We start from the raw sequence: 18,489 nt of genomic DNA, 5'->3' as shown, positions 1-18,489 counted from the left end.
TCAGCGAAACCCCGGTTACCATCAGCGGCGAAAAAAGGCGCCAGGTATACCTCCTTGTTAAGGAAGTATTAAACAATATTGTTAAACACTCGGAGGCACAAAACGCCTTTCTGGAAATCAATCTTTACAAAAACCGGCTGCAGATCAGCATCCGTGATGACGGGCGCGGATTTGACCCCGATGTGCGCAAGCACGAAACCATGGGCATCCGGAATATCCACACGCGGGCAAAAAGATTGAACGCCGAACTGAAAATTGATACCGCCCACGGTAAAGGCACATCCATCGGCCTTAAACTAAACCTTTAGCGTATACCCCATAATAGGTATAAAGAAAGCCGGGATAAAAACCCTTTAACTTTAACAACCTTATAGTCCTCCTCCCTTGTACATTATAAACACCTTTCTAAGATCAATCTCGCGTTAAAAGAAAAGGGCAAACAACCAATTGGTTGTTTGCCCTTTTAACTTTATTCAAAACGATCTTGTGCACTGCACTAAAGCCGGTACGACACGCCTTAAAAAGCTATATCTTAATTTAAATATTTAGTAATATCCTCAGACAGCGGTGTGGTTTGCGACCTGAAACGGTGGATCAGTTTGCCGTTTTCGTCTATCAGAAATTTTTCGAAATTCCATTTGATGTCGCCGGTAAAATCAGGGTTTGGAGCAGTTGTTAAGTATTGGAACAACGGATCGATATCTAGGCCCAAAACGCTAACCTTACCGCTCATAGGGAATTTTACGTTAAAGTTTTCTTTGCAAAAGCTTTTGATATCCTGGTTGGTACCCGGCTCCTGGCCGCCAAAGTTATTGGCCGGAAAACCTACTACAACCAGCTTGCCTTTGTATTGCTCAGATAATTTTTCCAGGTCGGCGTATTGCTTGGTGAAGCCGCATTTTGAAGCTGTATTTACGATCAATACTTTTTTGCCTTTGTATTTAGCCAGGCTAAAATCTTTGCCATCAATAGTTTTCAGTTTAAAATCATATACCGAAGAAGGCGCGGTGGCAAATAATAAGGCGATGATGAGTGCCAGTGTTTTCATGGTTTTTACAATTGATTTTTATAATCCACTATAAAAGTAAGGCTAAAAATTTCTTTTAGCTAAGTACTCATCTTCTTTTTGTGTCATTTTTTGTTTTGTAACAACACTTTTATCCGTATAGCCCAACAAGTGCAGCGCGCCGTGAATAATAACACGGTGCAACTCATTGGTTTCGCCTGTTTTAAATTTGGCGCCATTTTCACGGATGCGGTCTATCGAAATAAAGATATCGCCAACAATATCCCCCTCTACTTCCGAATTATCAAAAGTTACGATATCAGTAAAAGTATCATGATCAAGGTATTGCTGGTTTATTTGCAGCAGATAGGCGTCTGAGCAAAAAATGTAATTAAGCTCCCTCAGCTTAAAGCCCTCGGCAATTACCGTCTCTTTTATCCACTGCCTTAATTGTGCTTTTTGTTTCGGTTTAAAAGTAGTGTCTTCTTCAAAAAAATTAATCGCGGGCATCAGATCTTAAAGTGAAGTTCAATTTCATTCCCCGATGCGTTAAAGATGCACTGATCGGCAAGGTGTTTAATGATAAACACACCGCGGCCCGTCAGGTTCTCGAGATTTTCGGGAGCTGTAGGATCGGCAAGGTTATTATAATCAAAGCCAGGGCCTTCATCGGTAACAGTCCAGATAATACGCTTGGATTCAACCTCGGCATTAACAATCACCTTTTTAGTCTCGTCCTGCTTGTTCCCATGCATAATGGCGTTAATAACCGCTTCGTTAAGACAAGTCATCATGTTGGCAAAAGTATCTTCCTCAACATGATATTTATCAGCAATTTCTTCTATCAGCTGCTCAAGCAACGTTATGCTCTCCGGTTTTGACGGCAGCTGCAACGTATATAGCTCGCTGGTTTGAACATTTGCCTCTTCCATATTATTTGGCATTAAGTTGATCAAAGTAAGATTTTATTTTTTGTTTATAATACAAATTAAGTGCCGGAGATACCGTTCTGATCTGCTCCGTCTGCTTTGCTTTTTGTTGTTGGTACCCCTGCAGTGCCTTTATGTATCCCGGTGGCAAATCCTTACCCGCATTGCTTTCCCTTTGCTGATCCTGATCTCTTTGCTGCTCGGCCTTTTCGGCCTCTAATAACCGGGTTTGTATTTGCTGCTGCCTTTTTAGCGCGTCATCTGTTATCTTCCTGTTTACGAGATCACGTTCGGTTTGTTCCATTTCTTTCGAAATTTTATCCAAATTGCCCAATCCCCCTGTCCCGTCTTTATTTTCATCCCTGTCAATTTGTTGCAAAGCCTGCCGTATCATCTGCTGTTGACGTGCCATTTTAGCAAACTGCTCGCTCATATTACCGCTATTGCCCCGTTGCCCTTTACCCTGATTGCCTTGTTGCTGCATCTGTTCGCGGGCCTTTTGCATATTTTGATTAAGCTGCTGCTGCATTTTTGCCAGTTGCGATATGGACTGCTGTTTGCCCTTGCCTCCTTTACCACCCTTGTTCATCATTTTCTGCATTTGCTCAAGCGCTTCACTTAGCATCAGGGCAAGGTTGTTCATGGATGTCATGGCGTATTGCTGATTACGATTGGCTTCAAGTGTACGCCTGTCGCCCAAAAATTCGAGCGCCTGATCAATATGATCGTTAATACTGGTAATCTCCTTATTAACTGTCGACTGGATCTGCGGCACCCTCCTGCTGATAGCATATAGGCTGTCTTCGGCCGTTTTCAAGTTGTCTTTTATATCCTTTTGATTTTGCGATAGCGTAACATATGACGGATCTGTAGGATTGGTGTTTTTAAGCGTTTGCATCAGCTTTTCCTGGTTAAACGAGCTGTTAACTAAGCTCTTTAACAACTCTCTCAGTTGCTGTGCGTCAACGGCATTCTCTTTTGATTCGCCTTCGTCGCTATCCTTTTGCATTTTGGCAGCGAGATCTTTCATCTGCTTTGCTGCCTGCTGCTGCGATTTTGAAGCCTTTGCATTATCTTTTTTTTGCAGATCGCCGGCGCTTTGATCCATCTGCTGTTCAATATCTTTGGTTTCCTTCTCTGGATTTTGATAATCTGATTTACGTTCGGACTGCTCATTGACCTTCTGCAACTCATCGAAGCCTTTCTTCACATCCTGAAAATCCTGCTTCAGTTTATCCTGTTGCTGTTGCAGGTTCTTCTGGTCGGCACCGGGCTGTTTGGTTTGATCAGATAGTTTTTGCTGCTCGTCGGCCAGCTTATTCAACTGATCGAGGTTTTGGTTAAGCTTTTGTTCAAATTCCAGCTTTTTATAAAGTTCCAGCACCCGGTCAAGTTCTTTTTTCAATGATTTATTATCCATCTGCATTTTGGATAGTTCATCGCGGGTAGCATCTTTTTGCTGCTCATTTAGCATTTGCTGCAGGTTTTGAAGGAGCTCCTTTGTTTTTTGATCAAGTACATTGTTAAACAAATCTTCAATTTGCTTTTGCTTAGCCCGTATCTCTTCGGTTTGCTGCTGGTTTTCCTGCCGGTTGTATAAATTCTTTTTATTGTCGGCCTGGATATCTTTCACCATGTCTTCCAGGTCTTTCCTTTTTTGCATCAGGTCTTCCACCTGCTTTTTCTCATCGAAAGAGAGCGTGTTTTTGTTCAGCAGGTTTTGATTTAGCTTTTGCGCGTCGCGCTCAACCTGCCCGGCCAGTTTAATAGCCGATTGCATTTTTTCTTTTATGGCCTTTGATCCGGCATTTAACTGCTGGTTAATCTCCTTGCTGTCAGGGACATTTAGTGTATGTTTTGCTGTACGGGCTGTTTTATGCCCGGCGACGCCATCGTTATCGGCAACCTCAAAAAAGTAACTTACATGATCGCCGGGAGTAATGCCCATGTCCTTGAGGTTCCAGTAGTAAAAAAAGTCGGCCTGTGTTTGGGACAGATCTGCATTAACTTTTTTGGTAAATTCCCTTTCCTTGCTGTTGCCTGTAGCCTCGATGGTATAATGAAACGTGAGCGATGAAAAACCGTGATCGTCCTGGATTTTACCGTTAAAGTAAAATGCTTTCATACTTACCGAATCCGGCTTTTCATCAATAGTAATGGATGGCGCTTCATCAGTAACAACGTTGATACGATATGTAGCCGAATCACTTTGGTTCACCTGGGCATTAACCGGTAAAAGCTTATAGACCGAATTTTTCAATACCCGTTCACGATGTTCAAACAAATCGGCACTGCTTTGCACTGCCGGACGGCTTTGTCCGTTCATATCAAACATGAGCGCACTGGCATATTGGGTATGCAATTGCCAGTTCACAGTTGTACCGGCAGGAATAATCAAATCGCCGGCATTGAGCAGCCTTTCATTTTTTTTATGGAGGTAGGCCGGATAATTTAGGTCAACGTCAAAGTGTAACAGTGCCGGCTTTTGATTTACCTTTATTTCGTAAACAGCCGAACTAAAGCCATTGCCCGAAAACTTAAAGCGGGTATTTTGCTGCAGGTTGCTGAACTGGTAATGAAAATGGCTGATGTTATCTTTATCCAATTTAAACGTATTCTCCCCTGTTTCAACATAAACATCTGCGGGCAGCTTATCGCCTTCCAGTTTAAGGTCGAGCTTTAAATCACTCCCCTGCACAACTGAAAGTGTTTTGTTCAATACAATAAACCTGAACGGAGCAGCGGGAACAAAATATTCGTTATGCCGGATCAATCTTTTAGTACTTTCGGTTAATACAGAAGGCGCAGCTAAAGCAATAATGATAATTACCCCCAGCGGACCAAGCGCCCATTTTAAATATTTGGTATTTTCTTTAAGGTTGATAGCAGATGGAAAGCTTACCGGTTTAAGCGCCTCTATCTTTTGGTCGATACTGGCCTCGATGAGTGCACGGTGGCTTTCATCTTCGGCAGCGAGCTTTTTTAACTGCAGGGTATTGAGCAGTTTATCATGCACATCGTTAAAATGCCTGCCAATAATTTCGGCAGCTTCATCATGTGTTAAAGTTTTACCCAGCTTAAGCCAGGCCAGCAATGATGGCAAAACCAGCCAGCAAACAAGCACTGTATTAAGCAGGATAAAAAAGTAAAAAAGAATGGTACGCAGCAGGATACTGAAATTGCCGAAATATTCGCTTAAGGTAATTACTACGTAAGCTGAGAAAAGGCCGGCACCTAAAAATATTAATCCGCGCAAAAAATTATTGAAATAATACTTCCGGGTAAAAGTATTGATTTTGCCAAGCAAAAGTTCATAATTTTCTGTCGAGGCCATACTATATGTGGAAAACGTTAAATAAACACGCCTTATTAAACGCAAAAGCCATGTATTATATATAACACGTGTTGGTTTAAGTTAAAAATTAAAGCAATAATAATAAAATGTTAATTGTTTATGACAATTAAAATTGAATCCCCCTCTTTATTGGGAAATACATGGTTTTAAACAATGATAATAGGCAAAATTGGGAAAATCTTATTCCTGCTCCTCAACTGTTTCTTCCTCAAAATCTGGAGATTCCAGCTTATGTAGCCAAATACCGGCTATCCCCGTAATTGAATATGGAAATATAATTACAGCTATGGAAGATACAGCCGAAACCTTTTTCTCAAAAAGTAATTCAAAAAACGGGAGCATAGTAATTATCAATATAGCTATGGTTAAAACCTGTTTTACATAAAACGGCTCTCTCTTTTTTGATAAAGAATATACTGCCACCCAAAATACAAAGGCGAAAGGAATAGTAAGCAGCAGAACCATATCTGCAAAAATGATATAGTCTTTTTGGATCTCTGCAATAAGGCTTATTTCAGGGTTCTCGATAATAAACCATGACAGCACAAGGTGGAGCAATGGCGCTATGATCACCATCAGCAACCAAACTTTTAAACTATATATAAATGACCTGTTCATAATTTATCAAGCGCGCTAACAAGATACATAGCAGTCAATAAAATAACAAGGCTACCCGGGTTCGTAAACGGTATACGATTATTATTTAACACAGCAATTATAATCGTGATAACCCGGAAAATGCTTTTTTACATACGGCCGTTGCGCTGCCATAATTGCAGATTTAAAAACAACGCTGATTTAAGGGCCACGCCATTCAATTTAAAAGGTTTACATTAAAATATAGAACTGTTTTTTTATCCAAAAATTATATCTGCAACAGCAGAAAACCCGCTCCTAAAATAGTGGAGCAAAAATTTCGGCTTTCGGGGAGAAAACGTAGGATTTGGACCACAAATAACAAGCACGATTATTTATTTTAAATTTCTACATTAAATTAACCCCGGGTTAATTGCCGCAATATAAATTACCATAAAAAAGGGTGTTTTCACGGATTGTTAAGCGTATAGTTAATTATTACCTTGCATTAATTTAGCCACAGCCCTATCATGACCATTCCTATCCAACTCGATAAATCCATATTGGACTACTTTAGTGTAGGTGGCGTTTGGCAAAATATTTTATTTTACGCCACTATACTTTGCCTTTTTTATATTAACATTTTGTTAACCCGTCGAAAGAAAAATTATAAGCTGCAGCCCGTTGGGGACTTACCTGACGAAAAAGACGAGTCTGCGCTGACGACGGCAGATAGCGCCGGGCTCAAAACAAACGTCGCTTTAAATAAAGAAATAGCTACACTAAGAAACGAGCTTTTGGCTCTGGGCGAAAAATTGGAGCTTTCGTACATGAAATCGGAAAGACTTAATGGCCAGTTATCAGAAATATTGGATAGTATTGAATTAACAATGGCCTACGATCATACCCTTTGGGAGTGGTCGCTGGATTTCAGCAGCAAAGAGATTACGCTTTCCGAATATGGCTTAAAGCTCTTCGGCTTTCCGGAAAATACAAAGCCCATTTTAAATGAGGCCATCCATATTGTTGATCCCCGGCACCAGGCCGCACTTATGGATGCTGTTGAAAAATCATTTAACACCGGTGCCGACTTTTCAATAACCTGTCTTGTTCATCCATTAAACGGCAGCCAGTCGAAAGAAATAAAGGCAGCAGGCAGGGTTTATTATAACGAGTACGGAACACCCCTAAAACTATCCGGGAAATTTTCAATTATGCATACCGAGCCAGTGGCGAAGAGGTGATTGTGCTTCACAGCTTCCGTTCCCTGCCAAATTTACAAGTGTTCAATTTTTAAAAGTGTGAACACTTGCTTTTCTTTTGCAAAAGAACCTCATTGGCTATCAGCCACTTATATTTTGTCTAAAATACATTAAAAGGAGATTTGAACAAACAAGCGCTGGAAATCAACGGGTTACAAATTTTCATTTTCAAACATTGAACACCCGGTTTTTAAAAATTGAACACTGACAAGATCCTGTCAGTTTATTGGGAGGGATTAGCCCGTTAAGTAATCGCCCGGGCAGGGGTTTAAAGTTCATTTTATAACGATATAGCTGTTTTGGAAACAACAGCTCTGGTTAAGGCATACGTTGGGGAGTTGCAATGTTTGTATCGTTAAATAGCAAACTAACTTATTACATTTGAGAATCAATTATAAACCAATATGTCACGTACTCGAATGGCAGGGCTACTTATCTTTCTTTTAGGGATAGGGATGTTAATCTGTGGCGCTGGCATGTTCACCTATCAGGGAGAGGCCTTGACCCCACTCGTTTCTAAACTTGGAGAGTTTTCATTTATATATTGGGTTCCGACTGTAATCATAGGTATCGCTCTGTTCATTGCAGGCAGAAAGAGCAAATAGGCTTCATTTACATTTTGAAATATCCCTGCAACAATTATATTTGCAGCCCGGCCATACATTTATTTCGGGATGTAGCGTAGCCCGGTATCGCGCCAGCATGGGGTGCTGGAGGTCGTGGGTTCGAATCCCGCCATCCCGACTTGAACACAAGCATTAAAGAGCATGTCTCAAAGGTAGTTTTACTGATGAGGTATGCTCTTTTGATTTCTTATTGCCCTGAAGCTTCGTCCTTACCGCTGTCCTCAAGGTTAGCTTTACGGGTTATAAAAACTCCTGATAATGATTTCATTCACAATTTCCAATATTCAATACTTTGCATGCTGGCCACAAGGCACAGCCTTGCGGCAGCGGGGGGCACTTTGATTATGCATTTAGCTAAAAACATAGAGGCAATTATTTAGCCTGATTATCTCTTACAAACCTCACCGATTTGGGAGAGTCGATGTTATGTCCGCCGTCCACAAAGCAACCAAAACATTGCGTATAATCATCACTGGAAGTGGTTCCATACAGCCTGCTTAAAATAAACGAATAATAAGTGGCATGAAAATTAACTTTTGCAGCCGGCAATGGAGTGGAGGTTAAAAACAACGCAAGGTTTCCTGGGGTTTCGTTATATGGGCTGGCATAATATCCCGCCGGATAAGCATTAAACCCAGAAGTATTAGTTCCCTGTTTATCAGATGCCCCACGCACCTCCCATCCCGACGTAGATTTAAGCACGAGGGCCTCATTGTAATCCATTACAAAATTGCCCTCAGTATCTTTCTTGCTGGTAAAATTGCTCATTAGTTTATTAAAATCGGCAACAGTCGGTATACGCCAGCCAGAAGGCAGTTTTAAGTTCGCTAAATCGGCTTGAGTATAAAATTTCTTATAATTGATATTGGGCACATAAAAAGTACCCTCTATACCTCCCTGTCCGTCATAGTTGACGGCCGTCCATTCTTGTTGCCCAATTTTAACAGTTGGATACACAGTGCCTGATATGATCACTCCTGAAGCTTCCTCTTTTGTTGTGCTATCTTTTTTACAGGCGGCAAATAGCAGTAAAAAAGATAAAAACAAAAGCAGAAGGAGTTTCATTGGTAAGGTTTTATCCAAAATTAAACAAAAACTTAGATATTCAAAACGACACATTTTTGGGTTCGAATCCCGCCATCCCGACTTAACCACAACGTTAAAGAGCATATTTGAGCAGTTTTTTACTGATTGAATATACTTTTTGATTTTGTTTACGATCGTGTTTACAGGGGCGTTTACGGTTTACCTCTCAACAGTAAATATCAACAATTGGTGATCTCTTACCCCGGAGGTAATTGAATACGAACTTATATTCTTCCATTTTTTTAACCCCGAATTAATTTTAATAATCTGCAACCCCCATAGAAAACATTTCAATCAGGCATATATTATTAAATAAAAAAAAGATCTTTTTTATAGCTTAGCGTTATATTTTTAAAAACACAACGATGGTCGAAAACAAACCGACATGTCAAAAAACACGATCATTCTATGAAAAAAGCTTTCCTTACCTTTCTCCTTTTCTCGTTACTTACCCATGCTTTTTCCCAATCAACCGGCAATATTAAAGGTAGCATCACCGACAATTCAAAAGCCCCGTTGGAGCTGGTGAATATTATTCTTTACAAAACAAATTTCAGCGCCACCACAAATAATAAAGGCCAATACAGCATCAATAATATTCCTGCCGGAAATTACCTGGTCATTATTTCGCACATCGGCTATAAATCTGTTAAACAGCATATACTCGTAAAAAACAATGACACTACTGAATTTTCCTATACGCTTCAGGCCGGCGTTATTAAGATATCTGCTGTTGAAGTACAAGGCGAAAGAGGCGTAGGAAGCATCAAAGCGTTACCCGAGATCGGCGGAACAAATATTTATTCGGGCAAAAAAAATGAAGTTGTTTTGGTTGACAGCGTCAATGCAGATATCGCACAAAATAAAGCCCGCGATGTGTTTGCAAAAGTACCGGGTATCACGTCGTGGGAGTTGGATGGTTCGGGCACTCAAACCAGTGTAGCGGCAAGAGGATTAAGTCCGCACAGATCATGGGAGTTCAATGTGAACCAGAATGGCTACAATGTTAATAACGATCTGTATGGTTATCCCGAGGCCATGTATAACCCGCCATTGGAAGCCGTACAGCAAATTGAGCTCATCAGGGGATCAGCCGCTCTTCAATATGGCCCTCAGTTTGGAGGAATGCTCAATTATGTAATTAAACAACCTGATACCACGAAGTCGTTAAGCATTGAAACCGAACAAACGTATGGCTCGTTCAATACCTCAAATTCCTTTGTTTCGGTAGGTGGAAAAAAAGGCAAGTTCACTTATTATGCTTTCTTTAATTACCGTAGCAGCGATGGATGGCGTCCTAACTCCGACTATAATTTCCTGAATGCTTATGCAAGTTTGCACTATAAGCCAACAGCTAAAATGGATATTGGCCTTGAATACTCAAGAGAAAACTATATGCAGAAATTTGCTGGCGGGCTTACCGACGCGATGTTCGCTGCCAATCCGCGCCAGTCAACCAGGAGCAGAAATTATTTTAACCCGATAATCAACCTGCCCGCTTTGCTTTTTAATTACGCCATCAATAGTAAAACATTATTGAATATAAAAGCCTATACTTTGTTCGGCAAAGGAACATGGTTATTGCCAGCCCGAATTTAGCCACCAATGCAGATACCATCAGCAAAACTACAGGCTCCTACGCGCCAAGAGAGATAAACAGGGACTTTTATAACAGCTATACTGTTGATGCAAGAATGATAAAAAAATACGATCTGTTCGGCCATGAGAGTGCCCTATCGGGCGGCTTAAAATATTCCAACGCTGCTACAAACAGAAAACAAAACGGGGAAGGAAGTACAGGAACTAATTTTGACCTTACCCAAACCGGCAATTACGGTATCGCCCTGCTCTTTAAAACAATAAACTACGGGGCGTTTCTTGAAAACCTTTTCCGCATCACCGATAGGCTATCCGTTACCCCCGGCATCAGGTATGATAACCTCAAATCAACTTTAAACGGAACGGAATATAAAGTATATAAAAATTTTAACCCCGTATCGCTTTCAACCTCCAGGAACATCGTGCTGGGTGGAATCGGTGCGCAGTATAAGATCACTGAAAGCATTAATATTTATGGCAATTACTCGCAGGCATACAGGCCTATTCTTTATGCAAATCTTATCATCGGATCGAGCACAGCGGTGATCGACCCGAATTTGAAAGATGCGAGCGGCCATAATGCAGATATTGGCATTAGGGGAAAGGTTAAAAAGATATTGACTTTTGATCTAAGCGCATTTGAACTGAAGTATAACAACAGGATAGGAAATATAACGCTGACTGATGGCAACGGAAAACCGTACACCTACACTACCAATGCAGGCAATGCGCTCACCAGGGGAGTGGAAGCTTTTGTTGAAGTTCACCTGCTTAATTTCAATACCGAGGACACTAACAATGATCTTTCCATATTTTCTTCTTACGCTTATAATCACGCCAGGTATTTGAATGGCAAAACAGGCGTGGTTAATCTGACTGGAAAAACGTTGGAAGACGTTCCTCAATTTGTTAGCCGCTCGGGCATAAATGGCTCTGTACATAACCTCTCCGCTACCTTTTATTATTCATATGTTGGCGGATCATGGTCGGATGCGAATAATACAGCTGCTACCAAAACAAGTCCCAATATAGGCTATGTCCCACGATATCACGTGGCCGATTTTGCCCTGGGCTATACGTTTTCCGACAAGTACAACATCAGGATCGGCATCAATAACCTGACAGATAATAAATACTTTACCCGCCGAACAGAAACGCTTGTTTACCTTGGCAATGGTATATTACCCGGCGACGGAAGATCATGTTATGTTACATTAGGTGCTAAATTCTGACAGCAGGATATCAATCCTGTTTTTGCACAATGGCTGTTCAACCTATTTCCGCCGACTAATAGTTCGTCTGCCTGCTTGCAAGATTGCTAAAATGCGAACCATATAGTTTAGACCGGCAGGGCGCCATTGTTGTTTCCCTATTCACCAATTTAGCGAGTTTAGCTCACCGCCGGGATAAAAAGTAAGGTTCAATTGCATCTCCGGGGAGCCATAACTACAAAATCTTTTATTTGTAACAGACATTCATTATGTTTTATAACAAGTTCATTGATTATCAACTATAGCATAAATAGCATCAAAGGCCATCAAGCCGAAGCACAATATATGTGTCCTATACGGCGCCCGTCTTGAATATCATAGATATAAATGCCGGGGTAATCGTCTCCTCATCCCGACTTGAAAACAACAAAAAAAGCATACCTGCACAGTAGTCTTACTGATTGGATATGCTTTTTTTTATTTAACAAATGCTTATATGCCGTAATTGATAATTAGAAATTTACAGAATCATCTACTGCTTGTAATTTTAAACGCTTCCGGTCTTTCCAGCCTTTTATCCAATCTTTTGCTGGAATTTCAATGAAAAAATAACAGGCAATTGAAATACAAATAAGCGCAACCAAAAAGGTATAAAATTGCAGTTCGGGGTTTACAACCCGTATTTTTTTGAAGAAAAAGCTAAGGAAAGATTTTATTGGATGTTGAAGGATGTACATACTATAGCTTGCTTCGCCCAACAGTATCAAGTATTTGTTTGAGAAAACCCTTGTGATTTTTCCGTTATTTAAGGCCAATAATAAAATGAGGGGAGCAAACAATACGGCCATTAACCCATCATGAAAGCTTAAGTAATTATTAACGGATAATACGACTAATAAAGCAATAACAATAAATGTAATGTGCAAGTCATAGTTCGCCTGCCTTTTTGCCGACTTTAAATAAACAAAGCCGAGAATATTGCCAATCATAAATTCATTAATATGCATTAATGGAAAATAGAATAATAGGTCATGAATGGTAGATGGCGGAGCTGCGTAATATGGCGACCGGTAAAGAAAGTTTAGTAGCACCTGGGTTGTAAGCCATAAACACGAAACCAATATGGCGACAGACTTAAACGAGAATTTACTATAGTAATAATTGAAAAGCAATGGAAACGCTACATAAAACAAAGCCTCAACGGATAATGACCAGCCAGGGGCATTAACCTTGCTGATATAACCAGGGAACCATGATTGAATGGCAAACAGCTGTAATATAAATTCCTTAACAGGTAGCGTATCAATTATCAATAATCTGACAGCTGCCAATATAAGCGCAAAAAGATATACCGGATATATCCTGGCTATTCTGTTCAAATAATAATTCCACGGCTTAACTTTAACGGCTTTTTGCTGGCCATAGGCAATGATCATTACAAATCCGGATAATATAAAAAAGTAACTCACACCAACATTTGCCTTGCTGAAAACATTATGTAAAACCGGCAAATTAAATGGCCAAATATCACTCTTGGCGTGGTATATAACAATAGCGACCGCTGCAAGAAACCTGGTAAAAGTAAGTTGGTTTAATTTCATATAAGGCAGAGTATGTTAAGCTGAACAACGAGACAACTTTTTAACCAACTGTCAGCAAGAACCGCGTTTTAATTAAATAAATGCCTCAGAGTTTAATTCAATTTCAGCATACTACAATTTGTTTCCCATTTTGTTTGGCCCAAGTAAATTTTAATTAAAAAATGTGCCGGGTGCTGGAAATCTCGCACCGATTCACATTAACCCTTCAAACTAAAACTCCTTAATAATTTCGATTAACCTTGCCATGTCGCCGGCAATGTTATTGTAAACAGCATCGCATTGATTGTACTAATCAAAACTGTTATATTAGGATTGAACTATTAACATCTGACTAAATGCTCAATTCTTCAACTATCACTATTGAAACAGAAACAGGGGAACAAGAAATTTATATAAGTCCTTTTTTATTGCAATCCAAAGAGCCGCCCAATCTTAAGTCTGGAACTATTGAGAAACTTTCTTTTTATAAAGATTTAAATGACGATGCTTATAAAGCAACCTTGGCTCTTGAGCCGATGAGGCACCTGTTTAAAACAGATGATTACATACTTAACCTGGGGCAGAATTTTGAAAACTATTATTTGGGTAGTTTTCATATTGATTTTAAAAACCGGCGCTGCTGGCAATGGGAGGGCAAACCCAATATGCTTACAGAACACAACGTAAAAAGCCTGGGCGAAAACCTTTTTAATCCAAATGTTAAATCCCGGCACTTTACTTTATTTACACCTACCCGCCCTTCTGATTTTAACACCGGAAGATTAAAATATAAGATATAGATAAGGCCAATCATTTAGATCCAGCCGGTATCGATTATGGCTAATGTACTCAAACCCTCAACGCCCCTCTAAACCCCCTGGCAGCATAATATGACTCCGCACCGTTGTGGTAAATAAATATGGTATCATAACGGAAATCGGCAAAAATGGCCCCGCCGAGCTTCCTGATATTGGCAGGGGTTTTGATCCAGCTTGAGGTTTTGGTATCAAACTTTCCAAGCTTTTGCAATTCGCGGTATTGTTCTTCGTTTAAAAGTTCAATGCCCATATCCTTCGCCATTTCAACAGCGCTGTTTCCGGGCTTGTGTTCTTTTCTGGCTTCCAGCGCTTCATGATCGTAGCAAACACTTCTGCGGCCTTTGGGGCTTTCCGCAGCACAGTCGAAAAAAATATATTCGCCCGTATTTTTATCGTAAGCAACAACATCGGGTTCTCCGCCGGTTAATTCCATTTCATTAAGTGACGATAGTTTTTCGGTGTCGGCTTCCAGCTTTGCCTGTACCCAGGCCCATTCTATGCCGGTGTGGCGGTTCATGTTTTTTTCAAAACGCGTTTTCAGTATGCCGATAAGTTCTTTCTGTAGTTCTGGTGATAGCTTCATATTTATTGCAGGTTATGGTTTATTGGTTTTTAGGTGATTTTTCAATTCCCCTCTTGAGAGGGGGCGCGTAGGACAGCGTGGCGGCAGGGGTGTGTTTATGCGATTGCCTTTTCAAAGCAGAAACACACCCCTACCCCCCCTCAAGAGGGGAATCGCCAGGCCTCCGCTTTTTTTCTTCAAAACGGCCTGTACTACAAATCATTCAACCCTTTACCGTTAAGGATTTGCGGCATCCATTTTTCAACTCTCGCCTCGCGGGTTGAGGCTTGTTTGGGTTGGGAAAAATGAAGGAGATACGCTTTTTGCCGTCCGGGTGTTAATGCTTCAAATGCGGTTTTAAGGGCGGGTATGGTATTTAATTTTTGTTGAAACTCGTGAGCGACGGCAAAATCTTCCGTCTGCTTTAAATTTACTTTTAGTCCTGCCTTTTCCACCTCAATGGCTTCATAAATATAGGCTTTCAGGATACTTTTTTGCCCGGCTATTTCCTCGGCATTGGTAAACCTGATCTGTCGCGCAGCTTGTACGTTTTCGGTTTGCTGAATAAGGATGTTATGGGTATCACTTAATAAAGCTCCCTTGAAAAATAAAAGCGCGCAATATTCTTTAAATACATGGATCAAAACAATGTTGCTTTCCCGAAAGGTATAACAGGGACAGCCCCATTTTAATTCTTCGGTCAATCCGCAATCAAGAACAATTGATCTCAATTGCTCTACTTCTTCCTGCCACTTCCCGGCTTTATTAAAATAAAAATCAACTTTGGGGTTCATATCGTTCATTTATTGGTTTCCCGAAATTACTTTTCTTTCGGCGGGTCTGAAATACCATGATATTACAGTAAGTACCAGTAATAGCAGCGCGGGAAATATCTCAGCTACAGCATTCCCAGCTGCAATATGCGAAAAAATTGCGCCCGACATAGCAAAGAAAAAACCCGCGTACGCCCATTCCTTTACCACCGGAAATTTAGGAATCAATACTGCTATAACGCCCAAAACTTTCCAAATGCCCAATATAGTTAAAACATAACCCGGATAGCCTAAATGCGCCAAGCTGTCGGCCCCTCCTGCCCCGGCCTTCGCTTTTAATAGTTGTACCGTTCCTGTTGATATCATCCCTAAAGCAAGCCAGATAGTAGCAATCCAATAGATAATTTTATTCCGTTTCATGATGCTGTATTAATCAATTTGTTTAATACTTCCTGTAACCTGTTGTGTGCCATGTTTATGCCATACGCAAAAGGCAACTTCAGCATCCGGTCCCTCAGTTCGGGCGTCCGGTAAACCACATGCATATTGAGCCTGCTGGTATCGTCGGTAAGTTTTTCAAACTCCAGGAACTCGAGTTGCACATCAAACGGCGCGTTATCCATTTCAAACGTACGGGTGATCTTTTGCCCGGGGATAAACTCATGAATTGTTCCGTTGGCTTTAAAAACAACGTTACCATGCGGGTCTTTTGTTTCAAATTGCCAGCTGCCGTGCTTTTTATTTTCAAGCTTCAGCACTTTTGTTCCCATCCATTGCTCAACAATTTCGGGCTCCATATAGGCTTTAAAAAGCAGTTCCACCGGTAAGTCAAACACTCTTGTAATGGTTAAATCCTGTTTGCCGTTTTCAGCATCTATTTTTGTTTTTTGTTCCATGTTATTTGCCTTTATAATTTTTCATAATAGTTTCTAATTTGTTGAACCTGTCTTCCCACATTGCGCGGAACGGTTCAATGAAGTCGGCCACATCTTTCATTTTTTCTGCATTAATATGATAATAGATCTCCCTGCCGTTTTGCTCCTGTTTAAGCAATTCGCACTCGGTAAGTATTTGCAAGTGTTTGGAAACGGTAGGCCGGGCGGTGTCAAAGTTTGATGCAATTACACCAGCGGTCATCGCTTGTGTGGCAACCAGTAAAAGAATGGCCCTTCGGGTTGGGTCGGCTATGGCTTGAAATACATCTCGTCTTAAATTCATCGTGTAGCTATTTGACTACAAATATAAATGTAGCCATTTAACTACGCAAGTGTTTTTGTTTATTTTTTTTCTGGAACCTTTATCTGATGGCCCTGAATATCAAGCCCGAATATCTGTCAAAAGCACATTAATTTATTTTCTGAACGTAATAAAACGAGCCCATTGCTTATTTTGTAATACATTCTTAACACGCCTTCGCTTAAAAAAGTGTAATTTTAGACCTTCTTAGCAAGGTTATACTACTGGTAGCAGTAAACTATAATAATTTAATGGGTATGAATGCCATTCACAATAAAGATATTGGGACCAAACAAAAAGCGCTGGCCATTAATCTTAACCCCGAAATTTATGGCTCATTTGCCGAAATAGGTGCAGGACAGGACGTAGCAGCAAACTTTTTTAAAGCCGGGGCATCATCCGGCACCATAGCCAAAACCATGTCGGCCTATGACATGCTTTTTTCAGATGCTATTTATGGGGTACAACAAACCCGCCGTTATGTAAGCGAACCGCGGCTGATGGCCATGCTTGGTCATGAATATGGGCTGCTCATTGAACGCCTTGGTACGCAGCGTGGCGATACTTCAACTTTTTTTGCTTTCGCGGATACCATATCGGCCCTCAATTACAATAAAACAAATGAAGGCCACGGTTGGATGGGCGTACGCTTTCAGCTGGAGCCGAACGGGCAGTACAATGATGTGGTGATCCACGTTAAGCTGCTGGATAATGACAATAACCTGCAGCAGCAGGCTGTAGGGATATTGGGTGTAAACCTGATGTATGCCTGCTTTTATTATAATGAGATTCCACCGGTATTCCTGCTTTCGCTGATGGATAACCTCTCGCGCGACAGGATCCAGATAGACATGATCCGCTTTGAAGGCCCAAACTTTACCAAAGTTGATAACCGGCTCATGAGCCTTCACCTGGTAAAATACGGCTTTTCGGATGCGGCACTGTTTGGGCCCGACGGTAAAAACCTGCAACCATCCGAAGTTTTATACAAAAAGCACATCGTAATGGTGCGCGGCCGTTTCCGCCCGGTTATCAACGTGCATATGGATATGCTGAACACCGGTGTTAAACAGTTTTTACAGGAATCGGATGTTGATAAGGAAAACGTTGTTGTTGTTACCGAGCTTACCCTCCAGGCCCTGAAAGAACGTAACGCCGATATCAATGCCGATATAGACGAGAAGGACTTTCTTGACCGCGTAGATATCCTCGGTTCGTTAGGCCAAACGGTGATGATCTCTAATTTTCACGAGTATTATAAACTGGTGGCCTATCTTTCAAAGATCACCAAACTTAAAATGGGCGTGGTACTTGGTTTCCCTAACCTGGAGTATATTTTCTCGGAAGAACATTATAAAGATTTGCCGGGCGGCATTTTGGAATCGTTCGCTACGTTGTTCAGTCGTAAGGTAAAATTGTTTATATACCCTACCCTTCGCGATGGTGTGATCTGGAATTGCCTGCGTTTTTACCTGCCGCCACACCTGATTGACTTGTACCGCTACCTGATAGCCAACAATAAGATAGAAGACATCAGGCATTATAACGAAAATAACCTTAACGTTGAAACCGACAATGTGCTTGAGCTGATAAAACTGGGCGCCGATGGCTGGGAAGAGTTTGTGCCACCCGAGGTGGCTACGATAATCAAAGAGCGTCGCCTGTTTGGATATGCCTCCGGGTTAGAACCGGTAAAAACACTTGAGGCCCCTCCACAAGATGGTGATCGGACTGAAATTGATATAGCTTAAAGCGTAAAGCTTTTTAAATCCCCTCTTGAGATGGGGCGCCGAGGGGATGAGCGGTAGCAGGGGTGTGTCTTTGCGATAGACTTATCAAAACAGAAACACACCCCTCCACCCCTCTCAAG

The 18,489-nt window shown here is 41.1% G+C and carries 18 protein-coding genes and 1 tRNA gene; 7 read left to right on the top strand and 12 right to left on the bottom strand.

The window, feature by feature from the left end:
- A partial coding sequence (locus tag BLP33_RS21090; RefSeq protein WP_254780208.1) for a sensor histidine kinase occupies positions 1 to 308 on the top strand: 308 nt, incomplete at its 5' end.
- Between the two features lie 224 nt (positions 309 to 532).
- On the opposite strand, the gene BLP33_RS21085 is transcribed toward BLP33_RS21090, so the two are convergent.
- The 5 genes from BLP33_RS21085 to BLP33_RS21065 all read right to left on the bottom strand — a co-directional run bounded on the left by BLP33_RS21085 (position 533) and on the right by BLP33_RS21065 (position 5,908).
- Complete coding sequence (locus BLP33_RS21085) at positions 533 to 1,048, bottom strand: glutathione peroxidase (RefSeq protein ID WP_090532824.1); 516 nt, start codon at positions 1,046 to 1,048, stop codon at positions 533 to 535.
- 42 nt (positions 1,049 to 1,090) lie between these two features.
- Positions 1,091 to 1,516 (bottom strand): rRNA maturation RNase YbeY, encoded by a 426-nt coding sequence (gene ybeY / locus BLP33_RS21080; RefSeq protein WP_090532822.1) that lies wholly within the window; start codon positions 1,514 to 1,516, stop codon positions 1,091 to 1,093.
- The gene (locus BLP33_RS21075) at positions 1,516 to 1,938 is read right to left on the bottom strand and encodes an ATP-binding protein (RefSeq protein WP_090532819.1); all 423 of its coding nucleotides are present in this window, start codon (positions 1,936 to 1,938) and stop codon (positions 1,516 to 1,518) included. Before BLP33_RS21075 ends, ybeY begins: the two co-directional genes overlap by 1 nt.
- A 1-nt stretch (position 1,939) precedes the next feature.
- Positions 1,940 to 5,269, bottom strand: a complete 3,330-nt coding sequence (locus tag BLP33_RS21070; RefSeq protein ID WP_090532818.1) for a DUF4175 family protein — start codon at positions 5,267 to 5,269, stop codon at positions 1,940 to 1,942.
- Positions 5,270 to 5,470: 201 nt separating this feature from the next.
- Positions 5,471 to 5,908 (bottom strand): hypothetical protein, encoded by a 438-nt coding sequence (locus tag BLP33_RS21065; protein ID WP_090532817.1) that lies wholly within the window; start codon positions 5,906 to 5,908, stop codon positions 5,471 to 5,473.
- A gap of 488 nt (positions 5,909 to 6,396) precedes the next feature.
- Between BLP33_RS21065 and BLP33_RS21060 the strand changes: the two genes are divergently transcribed.
- A complete protein-coding gene (locus BLP33_RS21060; RefSeq protein WP_090532815.1) occupies positions 6,397 to 7,110 on the top strand; it encodes a hypothetical protein in 714 nt (237 codons plus the stop codon).
- A 688-nt stretch (positions 7,111 to 7,798) separates the two neighbouring features.
- Positions 7,799 to 7,872, top strand: a tRNA-Pro gene (locus BLP33_RS21050).
- Positions 7,873 to 8,126: 254 nt separating this feature from the next.
- Here the strand turns inward: BLP33_RS21050 and BLP33_RS21045 are convergent.
- Positions 8,127 to 8,819 carry an FISUMP domain-containing protein gene (locus BLP33_RS21045; RefSeq protein ID WP_175490075.1) on the bottom strand — a complete coding sequence of 231 codons (693 nt, stop codon included), beginning with the start codon at positions 8,817 to 8,819 and terminating at the stop codon, positions 8,127 to 8,129.
- Positions 8,820 to 9,248: 429 nt separating this feature from the next.
- Between BLP33_RS21045 and BLP33_RS21040 the strand changes: the two genes are divergently transcribed.
- Both BLP33_RS21040 and BLP33_RS21035 read left to right on the top strand, forming a co-directional pair.
- Complete coding sequence (locus BLP33_RS21040; RefSeq protein ID WP_090532808.1) at positions 9,249 to 10,439, top strand: TonB-dependent receptor; 1,191 nt, start codon at positions 9,249 to 9,251, stop codon at positions 10,437 to 10,439.
- Positions 10,415 to 11,671, top strand: coding sequence for a TonB-dependent receptor domain-containing protein (locus BLP33_RS21035; RefSeq protein ID WP_090532806.1), 1,257 nt, complete (start codon positions 10,415 to 10,417; stop codon positions 11,669 to 11,671). The genes BLP33_RS21040 and BLP33_RS21035 overlap by 25 nt, the downstream gene beginning before the upstream one ends.
- 491 nt (positions 11,672 to 12,162) lie before the next feature.
- On the opposite strand, the gene BLP33_RS21030 is transcribed toward BLP33_RS21035, so the two are convergent.
- Positions 12,163 to 13,251, bottom strand: a complete 1,089-nt coding sequence (locus tag BLP33_RS21030; protein ID WP_090532804.1) for an acyltransferase family protein — start codon at positions 13,249 to 13,251, stop codon at positions 12,163 to 12,165.
- 335 nt (positions 13,252 to 13,586) lie between these two features.
- Here BLP33_RS21030 and BLP33_RS21025 point away from each other — a divergent pair, with 335 nt between their 5' ends.
- Positions 13,587 to 14,030: a hypothetical protein gene (locus tag BLP33_RS21025; RefSeq protein ID WP_090532802.1), complete on the top strand. Its 444-nt coding sequence runs from the start codon at positions 13,587 to 13,589 to the stop codon at positions 14,028 to 14,030.
- A gap of 49 nt (positions 14,031 to 14,079) precedes the next feature.
- On the opposite strand, the gene BLP33_RS21020 is transcribed toward BLP33_RS21025, so the two are convergent.
- The 5 genes from BLP33_RS21020 to BLP33_RS21000 form a co-directional block, all read right to left on the bottom strand.
- Entirely contained in the window at positions 14,080 to 14,631 is a 552-nt protein-coding gene (locus BLP33_RS21020) for a DUF4256 domain-containing protein (protein ID WP_090532800.1), read from the bottom strand.
- 191 nt (positions 14,632 to 14,822) lie between these two features.
- Positions 14,823 to 15,413, bottom strand: coding sequence for a YdeI/OmpD-associated family protein (locus BLP33_RS21015; protein ID WP_090532797.1), 591 nt, complete (start codon positions 15,411 to 15,413; stop codon positions 14,823 to 14,825).
- Positions 15,414 to 15,803 (bottom strand): DoxX family protein, encoded by a 390-nt coding sequence (locus tag BLP33_RS21010; protein ID WP_217633201.1) that lies wholly within the window; start codon positions 15,801 to 15,803, stop codon positions 15,414 to 15,416. It lies immediately after the preceding gene.
- Positions 15,800 to 16,279: an SRPBCC family protein gene (locus BLP33_RS21005; protein ID WP_090532794.1), complete on the bottom strand. Its 480-nt coding sequence runs from the start codon at positions 16,277 to 16,279 to the stop codon at positions 15,800 to 15,802. Before BLP33_RS21005 ends, BLP33_RS21010 begins: the two co-directional genes overlap by 4 nt.
- Before the next feature lies 1 nt (position 16,280).
- A complete protein-coding gene (locus BLP33_RS21000) occupies positions 16,281 to 16,601 on the bottom strand; it encodes an ArsR/SmtB family transcription factor (protein WP_090532792.1) in 321 nt (106 codons plus the stop codon).
- 275 nt (positions 16,602 to 16,876) lie between these two features.
- Between BLP33_RS21000 and BLP33_RS20995 the strand changes: the two genes are divergently transcribed.
- On the top strand, positions 16,877 to 18,370 hold the full coding sequence (locus tag BLP33_RS20995) for a nicotinate-nucleotide adenylyltransferase (protein WP_090532790.1): 1,494 nt from the start codon (positions 16,877 to 16,879) through the stop codon (positions 18,368 to 18,370).
- The last annotated feature ends 119 nt before the right edge of the window (positions 18,371 to 18,489 follow it).

Origin of the sequence: Mucilaginibacter sp. NFR10 (assembly GCF_900100445.1) — a bacterium.
Lineage (GTDB): Bacteria > Bacteroidota > Bacteroidia > Sphingobacteriales > Sphingobacteriaceae > Mucilaginibacter > Mucilaginibacter rubeus.
Note: the sequence above shows the minus strand (reverse complement) of the source record. Positions and strands in the feature narration are given on the sequence as shown.